The following is a 9236-nucleotide window of genomic DNA, read 5'->3' as shown; positions in this document are numbered from 1 at the left end:
AGGAACCACACCCCACGACTCCCACAACCGGAACAACGCCACCTCCACCGCAAACAACCCCGGCTGCGTAAACCCCGTCTCATGCACCACCCCACCACCGATGGCCTCACTCAACGGAAGCTCCAGCAAACCGTCGAACGCCGCACCCACCGCATCGAACGCCTCAGCGAACACCGGGAAAGACGCATACAACCCACGCCCCATCCCCACCCGCTGACTCCCCTGACCAGCGAACAAGAACGCAGTCCCACCCACAGAGCGCTGAACACCCGAGACAACGTTCGCCGCGTCCTCGCCACGGGACAGAGCCTCCACACCGGCCAGCAGATCCGCGCGATCCTCTCCCACAATCACCGCACGATGACTGAAACGGGCACGAGAAACCGCCAACGACAACCCCACATCCGCAGGACGAAGCTCCACATCGGCGGACAACCTCTCCACCAACCGCGCCGCCTGCCCACGCAATGCCGCGGCACTCCGCGCGGACACCACCCAAGGCACCACACCACCGGCAACCGGCTCTGTGTCGGTGGCCGGCTCGGCATCGCCGACCAGCTCGGGAGCCTCCTCCAGGACGACATGGGCGTTGGTGCCGCCCATACCGAAGGAGCTCACGCCGGCGATCAGCGGGCGGTCAGGCCGTGGCCACCCGCTGAGGCCGGTCTGCACCCGAAGGTTCAGTGCGTCGAGCGGAATGTCAGGGTTGGGGGTCTCGAAATTGAGGCTGGGCGGGAGTTCTCGATGCTTGATGCTGAGAATGGCCTTGAGGAGGCCGGCGATGCCGGCGGCGCCTTCCAGATGGCCGATATTGGTCTTGGCGGAGCCGACGGCGAGGGGGTGGCCGTCCTGGTGTGCCGAGCCAATGGCGGCGCCGAGGGCGGCGGCCTCGATCGGGTCTCCCAACGGGGTCCCGGTGCCGTGCAGTTCAACGTACTGGACCTCTTCGGCGGTCACACCCGACCGCTGGAGGGCCTGTCGGATCACGGCTTCCTGCGTCGCGCGGCCGGGCACGGTGAGACCGTCCGTCGCGCCGTCGTTGTTCATGGCGCTGCCGCGGATGACGCAGTGGATGCGGTCGCCGTCGGCGATGGCTTGTCGCAGGGGCTTGAGGACCACGAGGCCGGCGCCTTCGCCGCGGGCGTAGCCGTTGGCCCGCGCGTCGAAGGTGTGGCAGCGGCCGTCCGGAGAGAGTCCACCGAACTTGGCCGCGCCGACGGTGCTTTCGGGGACAATATTGAGGTTCACACCGCCCGCGAGGGCCAGTGCGGACTCGCCGCGGCGCAGGCTCTCGCACGCCAGGTGGACCGACACCAGCGAGGACGACTGTGCGGCGTCGACGGCCAGGCTCGGACCGTGGAGTCCCAGGGTGTAGGAGACCCGGTTGGCGATGATGCTGCGATGCAGGCCGGTGACGGTGTGCCGGCCGATGGACTGGGGGCCGTGCCGGTAGAGCAGAGTGGCGTAGTCGTCCCAGATGGCGCCGATGAATACGCCGGTCCCGCTGTCACGCAGCGTGGCGGGGACGATCCGGCTGTCTTCCAGGGCCTCCCAGCTCAGCTCAAGGATGAGACGCTGCTGCGGATCCATGGCGGCGGCTTCGCGCGGTGAGATTCCGAAGAAGGCCGGGTCGAAACGGTCGACGCTGTCGAGATATCCGCCACGACGGGCGTTGGTCCTTCCCGGTGCGTTCCGGTCGGCGTCGTAGAACTCGTCGACGTTCCAGCGGTCGGCCGGGGGCTCGGTGAGGGATTCCGTCCCCTGACGGAGATTCCGCCAGAACGTCGCGGGGTCGGGCGCCCCTGGCAGACGGCACGCGATGCCGATCACGGCGACCGCGAATCCGTCGGAAGCGGGGGTACCGGGGGCAGGGGTATCGAATTCGCTCACCATCGCGCGTGACGTCCTCTTTCCGGGAAGGAATCCGCCGTAGCGCCCGCGGAGAACTCCGCGGGCCCGGGACGTCGACCAGCATCTCCGGAGCGGCTAACGGACCCCTTGCCACGTTCTAAAGCGACGGTCGCGTGGCGTCGGGCCGCGTGCGTACGGGCATGCGTCGGGGCGGGAGCCGGCCTGGTCTCCCGCCCCTCGCCCGCCCGGTCAGGCCGCGGCGGTGCGCAGCTCCAGTTCGTCATCGGCCACGAGAATGGCCTGGTAGAGGTCGCGCAGAGCACGGGCGGGTTCCACACCCAGTTCGCGGTCGAGGATGTCGCGCGCATGATGGAAGACCATGAGAGCGTCGCCCTGCCGCTCGGCCCGGTACAGCGCCAGCATCAACTGACGGTGGAAGGCCTCGCGCAGGGGGTACTCGGCCACCAGGCTGTACAGCGAGGCGATGAGTTCGCGGTGCCGGCCGAGCGTCAGGTCGACATCGTTCTTCATCTCGATGCACTCAAGGCGGTCCTCGTCTGCCCAGGCGACGAAATCGTCGACAATCGGGCCGCCGCGGAGATTGCCGAGTACCGGCCCGCGGAACATTCCCAGTGCGGTGCCGAACGACTCGGACGCCATCTCATGCTGGTTGCGGCGCATCGCGCCCCGGCCCAGCGTGACAAACCGCTGGAATGCCACGACGTCCATTTCATCGCCCGGTTCGAGCAGCATCACATAGCCCGGCGAGCGAGTGACGACGGGATTCGCCCCACCGGTTACCTCGCGCAGGAATTTACGGAGCTGAGATATGTGGACATGCAGTGCGGCCATGGCCCGGCGCGGTGGCGCATCGCCCCATATCTCATTGCTCAGCTGATCGATCGAGACGATCTGATCGGCGCGAATCAGCAAGCTGGCCAGCAGTAATTCTATCTTCCGCGCACTGATGAATGACGTCCGGGTGCAGTCGGCGACGCGCAGACTGCCCAAAAGCTCGTACTTCATCGATTCCCCTCGTTGGCCCATCGGGCCTGCGCCGCCCGAGGCCGGCGCAGACGGTGCGAGCCCGACGTCGCGTCTCCCGACTCCCGACGCGGGCTGTGGGGCAGCACTTCGTTGGGCTGCGTCCTGTGTGCTCGCACACGTCAGGATGTCAACGCGGCCGGTTCGTCACATCGGTGAATGTACGTAAGTATTCGCTGAATCCCAGGGGCTCTTTTCGGCCACCCGGCTCAAGGGCGCCGGGCGCGAAATGATCAACCAGAGCGGGCTTGACGCCGCCCCACTATTCCCGTACCGGAACACCACGTAACGTGAGATGCGCCTCACAACCCCAAACCGCACGCCCGGTACTATGGGCCAGAACATCAATTCGGGGCGGGTGATTGAGCCAGGGGCGCGATTCGGCCAAAACTGCCGCCCCCTCTTGCGGAACGCTGTACCAGTCAATTCCTCAGCTCCTCGACCACAAGTTCTTCGCTATACCACTCCTTCGATTCGCAGACCATCGAACGAAGGGGCAAGTCCTTTTTCAGACACTGTGCATGAAGGGGGAACGTACGGTGATCCGTGACAGTGATTCCGGCGGGAACAGCCGACCCGCCGTCCGGTCCGGGGAAGCCCAGCGCCTATGGAGCGCTCTGGATGAGCTGGGCCGCGGCCGGGGGCGCATCATCGAGGTGGTCGGCGAGCCCGGTATGGGCAAGACGCATCTGCTGTCATGTCTCGCCGATGAGGCCGCCCGCAGCTCTTTCACCGTCGCCTCCAGCAGATGCACCGAGTTCGAGCGCAACCTTCCCTGTCAGGTATTCGTCCAACTCCTGGGCACTATCCCGGGCTTGAGCAGCGTGCGCGGCGAAACGCGACGCGAGGCCACCCGTTTCCGGGTGTACGACGCGGTGCGCACGATGCTGCGCGACCGCGCCCAACAGGGGCTCGTCCTCATCCTCGACGACTTCCACTGGGCCGACACCACATCTCAGGAGACCGTCGAATATCTACTGAGGATCCCCGTCGACGCCCCTCTTCTCCTGGTCGTCTCCCAGCGCACCCGACAGGCATCGACGCGGTTGCGCAGTGCACTGGCCCACGCGATCGACTTCGGAAACGCCGAGCGCATCGAACTGGCTCCGCTCACCGTCGCGCAATCGGCGGAGTTGCTGGGCCAGCCGGTGTCCAGCAGCACCTTGCGCAGCCTGCATGCGGCCTCCGGAGGCAATCCCGCCCGGCTGGAACTCGCCTTCGCCGATAAATGGCACGAATCGCAGCAGCCGCCCGCCGTGGACCAGCCGTTGCCGGAGCGATTCGCCGCGGTGCTGGCCGGCGAGATCGATGCCCTCGCCCCGAACTTCCTCGCCGTCGCCCGGGCCGCCGCGGTGATCGGCTCCCGCTTCACTCTCGACGCCATCGCCGAGGTCGCCGGGATCCGCCGGGACGAGGTCTGCCCCGCCGTCTCCGAGCTCATCCGGCGCGATCTGCTGCGCCCCATCTCCCGTACCGCGGCATTCACCTTCCGCTACCCGGAGCTGCGGCGGCAGATCCACACCACCTTCGACCCGTGTGCCCGCGCGGCGCTGCACCGCCGCGCGCTGGCCATGCTCGCGCGCCAGGGCGCCCCCGCCACCGAACAGGCGGTCCATATCGAGCAGTCGTTGTCCGCGCTGACCGAGCAGGACCTGCGCACACTGATCCTGGCCGCCCGCGAGGAGTTGCAGAGCTCGCCTCACCAGGCCGCGCGCTGGCTGCATGTGGCGTTGCGGGTGCCGGTCTCCCAGCTGCGGGACGAGAACGAGCAGCGGGATCTGCTCGGCCTGCTCACCCTGGTCCTCGGTACGGGCGGCAAGCTGGGCGACAAGAGCGATCTGGTGCTCGGCCTGCGTCGGCTCGCACCCGCCGACCCCGGCCCGGCCCGGTCCCGCGTGATCGCCTTCTGTTCGCTGCTGCAGGGCTATCTGGGGCACCGCGCCGCGGCGCAGGCCCTGCTCAACCAGGAGTTGGAGTCCTTCCCGGGCCCCGACGTGCCCGCCGCCGCGGTGCCGCTGCTGGTGCAGCGCGAGGTCACCAAGATCTTCAACGAGCAGATGCCCGAGCTGGAGCAGGTCCAGCTCATCCTGCGTGCCGCGCGCAAGCACGGCGACCGGATCAACGAGGCGGGCGCGCTGGCGCTCCGCGCACTCACCCAGGCCCTCACCGCCGACCCCGAGGACGCCCGGATCAGCGCCGAGGAGTGCGCCTCCGTGGTCGACGCCCTCACCGACGAAGTGCTGTGCGACCACCCGGAGTATGTGGCCATGCTCGGCTGGGCGGAGGGGTTCCTCGGCTTCCGCACCGAGGCCGCCGGCCACTTCAAACGCGGCGCCTCGATCCTCCCGCGCTGCGGCCGCACCTTCCTCAAGCCCATCTTCCTGAACGGCATCGCCTTCTGCTATGTGCAGAGCAACCGCGTCTCCGAGGCGCGCGCCATGGCGGCCAAGGCCAAGCAGGCGGCGCTGGAGGAAGGCGGGGCCGACCTCCCCATCCTGGCACTGGCCCTGGAGTCGTGGATGCTGCTGCTCACCGAGATCCGCGGCGAACGCCGGGCCCTGCTCACCGCCGAGCAGGCGGTGAACACCGTCGATGCGGGCAACCGCCCGTTGAGCGTGCTGACCACCATCTCGCTGGCCATCGCGGCACGGGTGGAGGGCGACCACCGGCGCGCCACGGCGCTGCTGCTCACGGTCGGCGGCGGCCCGGACCTGCGGGACATCCCGCCCGTGATGCGCCCCGCGCTCTACGAGATGCTCACCGCCACCGCCGGCGACAACTCCTCGCCGTCACCGGCGGAATGGGCCTGGCTCGCCGCGTCCTCGGCCCGTGATGTCACCCTGCCCATGCCTCGGGCGTTCGCGCTGATGGCCCGAGCCCATGTGCTGCACGAGAGCCCGGCCGTGGCGGCCGACCTCTATCAGGAGGCGTCCTGCCTGTTCTCCTCGATAGGAGCCAACTGGGCCCAGGCCTGGGCGATGACGTACGCCGCCTCCCGCATCGCGGCCGACGGACGGACACCGGAAGCCATGACGGTCCTCGGTTACGCCGAGGAGCTGGCCCTGCGCGCCGGGGCGTCACGACTGTTCGAGAACGCCCGTCAACTGCGCAGGGAGCTGGCGGCATTCGACGAGGAGGACGAGAAGGAGGAGTCCGAGGGCGTGCTGTCGATGCTCACCGTGCGCGAGCGGGAGGTCGCCGGCATAGTCGGTACGGGGAAGAAGACCCGGGAGATAGCTCAGGAGCTGAGCGTCAGTCCGCGTACGGTCGACGCGCATCTGACACGTATCTACCGCAAGCTCAACATCAGTTCACGGGCAGCGCTGGCACGGCTGATGGCGCAGGCGAGCTGAGCGACCCGCGGCGGGCCGCCGGCAGACGGGCGCGCCGGGCCGGCTCGGGCCCGGCACACCGCGTCCGCCGTGGCTACACCACCGAGGGCTCTCCGAACCACGTGGTCAGCGCCGCGTGCAGTCCGCCGTCGGCGGCGCCGGCCGCATCGGCCGGGCCCGCCCAGGCGACGTATCCGTCCGGGCGGATCAACAGCACGGACTCCGCGACCCGGCCGGCCGGGTCAGCGCTGACCACATCGACCCGGTCCGCCCAGCCTCGCCATTCGCCGGGCCGCGCCGCTCCCTGGGACAGATCGAGCACCACGCCCCGGCCGGCGTGCAACGTACGGGCCACGCTGATCCGCTCTCCGTCGGCCGTCGTCAGATTCAGATCAGGCACCCGACGGCCCAGCAGAGAGGACACCGGGTTGGCCGGGTCCTCGCCCCCGGTCGTCCTCTGCCCCGCGTACTCCATGGGATAGACGGTGTTGATGCCGGTCACCATGTCGTTGAGATGCCGGGTGACGCTGGTGAACCCGACCAGTCCGCCGAAGAGTTCCCGCAGCGGCGCGACCCGGTCCAGCGGATACATCAGGGCGACCTGGGCCTCGGCGTTCAGGCAGGCCCGGCGGCCCACCGGGTGCCGCTCGTCGTGGTAGGTGTCGAGCAGCCCGGCCGGCGCCCCTCCGCGGAGATGGGCGGCCAGTTTCCAACCAAGGTTGAGCGCGTCCTGAATACCGGTGTTGAGTCCCTGCGCACCCGAGGGGAAGTGCGCGTGGGCAGCGTCTCCCGCCAGCAGCACCCGGCCCAGCCGGTACCGCTCGGCCTGCTTCGTGGCGTTGTCGAAGCGGTGCAGCCGGCCTCGCACCTCACCGAGCTTGACCTCCTTGCCGGTGATCTTGCGGATGGACGCCCGCAGTTCCTCCAGCGTCGCGGGCTCCTCTTCGGGCACACTCGGCCGGTCGAACTCGGTCGTCATGATCCGCACCAGGCCGGGACCGATCGGTATGGCGCCGAACAGACCGGTGGGGTGCAGGCCCGCGTCGAACTGCTCGCCGTCGGGCACCTCCACATCGCCCCACAGGCCGTAATACGTCTTGCCGTCTCCGCGGAAGTCGAACCCCGCGAGCCGGGCCACCGCACTGTTCCCGCCGTCGCAGCCCACCAGAAAGTCGGCCCGGACGGTCTCCTCGCCCGCGGCGGACCGTACGGTCACCGTCACACCGGAGTCGTCCTGCTCGACACCGACGACCTCCTGGCCACGGCGGATGTCGACGCCGAGTCCGGCGGCGTGCTCCGCGAGCACCTGCTCGGTCCGCGCCTGCGGCACCACGACGATGTACTCGCGCTCGTCCAGCTTCGCCACATCCAGCCAATGGAAGGCGAAGTGGGTGCGCGGCCACGGCATCGGGTCACCCGCACGGATCGTGTCGCCAGGACCGCGCAGATCCAGCGCCTCCAGCGCCCGCGCGTGCAGCCCCAGGGCCCGCGACTGGCCGTCACGCTCGGCGGCCCGCTCGACGACGATCGTCTCGATCCCCGCCAGCCCCAGCTCCCCGGCCAGCATCAGGCCGGCCGGGCCGGCCCCCGCGACAACTACGGTGCCACTCATGACGAACTCCTCTGATCTGTAAGGGTGTTCAGCTCGGAATGGATGAAGGCCACCAGCGCGCGGGGCGTGGGGTGGTCGAAGAGCACGACGGGCGGCAGATCCAGGCCCGTTGCCTCACACAGCAGATTGCGCACCTCCAGAGCAGTGAAGGAGGTGAATCCGATGTCGAGGAAGAGGTCGTCGGCCTCGATCGTCTCCGTCGCGCCGTGTCCGAGGACGGCCCCCGCATGGACACGTACGAGGTCGAGCAGGATCAGCTCCGCCTCGTCCTCCGGGGCCGCCCTCAGCCGGCGCCGCAGCTCTTCGGCGCCGTACGCCGCCTCGGCCGGGGCATCCGCCGCCGGCTCGGCTGCCACCGCAGCGGCGGCCGCCGCCGCCGCTCCGGCCCTGCGGTGCCAGGACGCCAGCACGGGCAGCAGCGCGGCCAGCGACTCCCGCTGCTCCGTACCGGTGTCCAGCGTCCTGAGCAGCTCGTCGACATCCTCGTTGGCGACCGCCTCCCAGAAGCGTGCCTCATGCGGAGGCGCCGGATCCGACGACGGCTCGACGGGCGCGTCGAGCCAGAGCCGCTGTCGCTGGAAGGCGTACGTGGGCAGCGCGACGCGGCGTGCGCCGCCGCCCTCCAGCAGGGCGTCCCACTGGACAGCAAGCCCGTGGACGAATGCTGTGGCCAGTGCGGCAGCGGCACCGTGGGGTTCCGGACGATCGTTACGGAGGGACGGGATGAAGACCTTGTCGTCGCCTTCGACACCCGCCTGGGCCAGCGCCGTCAAAGTGGCATCCGGACCCAGCTCAATAAACGTCCCCACACCCTCACCATCGAGAGTCCGGACGGCCTGGTGGAAAAGGACAGCGTCACGGGCATGCGCGGCCCAGTAGTCCACCGAGGACAACTCCTCGGCCGACGCCAGCTCACCCGTCAGCGTCGAAACAATCGGAATCGTCGGCGCGGAAAACTCCAACTCGCCCGCTATGGAGCGGAATTCATCGAGCATGCCGTCCATCAAAGGCGAATGGAACGCATGACTGACCGTCAGACGACGCGTCTTACAACCCGCCTCCGCCAACCGGCCCGCCACCTCCAGCACCGCACCCTCTACACCCGAAATCACCGTCGACGACGGACTATTCACCGCCGCCACAACAACACCCGCCCGCCCCTCCAGGAACGGCGCCACCACCGACTCACCCGCCCGCACCGCCACCATCGCACCACCAACCGGCAACGCCTGCATCAAACGACCACGCGCCGCCACCAAACGCGCCGCATCCCCCAACGACAACACCCCCGCCACATAAGCCGCAGCCAACTCACCCACCGAATGACCCACAAGAAAATCAGGAACCACACCCCACGACTCCCACAACCGGAACAACGCCACCTCCACCGCAAACAA

Annotated in this window: 5 protein-coding genes; 1 reads left to right on the top strand and 4 read right to left on the bottom strand. The window is 68.8% G+C overall.

Annotated features, from left to right (window positions below):
• Window positions 1-1893: type I polyketide synthase (locus tag PV679_RS35545; protein WP_319685422.1), on the bottom strand; the 1893-nt coding region annotated here is incomplete at its 3' end.
• A 207-nt stretch (window positions 1894-2100) separates the two neighbouring features.
• The gene (locus PV679_RS35540; RefSeq protein WP_319685421.1) at window positions 2101-2877 is read right to left on the bottom strand and encodes an AfsR/SARP family transcriptional regulator; all 777 of its coding nucleotides are present in this window, start codon (window positions 2875-2877) and stop codon (window positions 2101-2103) included.
• Window positions 2878-3416: 539 nt separating this feature from the next.
• Between PV679_RS35540 and PV679_RS35535 the strand changes: the two genes are divergently transcribed.
• Window positions 3417-6248 carry a helix-turn-helix transcriptional regulator gene (locus tag PV679_RS35535; RefSeq protein ID WP_319685420.1) on the top strand — a complete coding sequence of 944 codons (2832 nt, stop codon included), beginning with the start codon at window positions 3417-3419 and terminating at the stop codon, window positions 6246-6248.
• A 73-nt stretch (window positions 6249-6321) separates the two neighbouring features.
• Here the strand turns inward: PV679_RS35535 and PV679_RS35530 are convergent, their stop codons facing one another.
• Both PV679_RS35530 and PV679_RS35525 read right to left on the bottom strand, forming a co-directional pair.
• A complete protein-coding gene (locus PV679_RS35530) occupies window positions 6322-7839 on the bottom strand; it encodes an FAD-dependent monooxygenase (protein WP_319685419.1) in 1518 nt (505 codons plus the stop codon).
• A partial coding sequence (locus PV679_RS35525; RefSeq protein ID WP_319685418.1) for an acyltransferase domain-containing protein occupies window positions 7836-9236 on the bottom strand: 1401 nt, incomplete at its 5' end. The genes PV679_RS35530 and PV679_RS35525, both read right to left, overlap by 4 nt.

The organism is Streptomyces sp. AK02-01A (genome assembly GCF_033795305.1).
Classification (GTDB): domain Bacteria; phylum Actinomycetota; class Actinomycetes; order Streptomycetales; family Streptomycetaceae; genus Streptomyces.
This window is presented reverse-complemented; position numbering and strand designations above follow the sequence as displayed.

Coding starts and splice junctions, on each gene's coding strand:
- PV679_RS35530 (WP_319685419.1), bottom strand. CDS start 7,839: ATGAGTGGCACCGTAGTTGTCGCGGGGGCCGGCCCGGCCGGCCTGATG.
- PV679_RS35540 (WP_319685421.1), bottom strand. CDS start 2,877: ATGAAGTACGAGCTTTTGGGCAGTCTGCGCGTCGCCGACTGCACCCGG.
- PV679_RS35535 (WP_319685420.1), top strand. CDS start 3,417: ATGAAGGGGGAACGTACGGTGATCCGTGACAGTGATTCCGGCGGGAAC.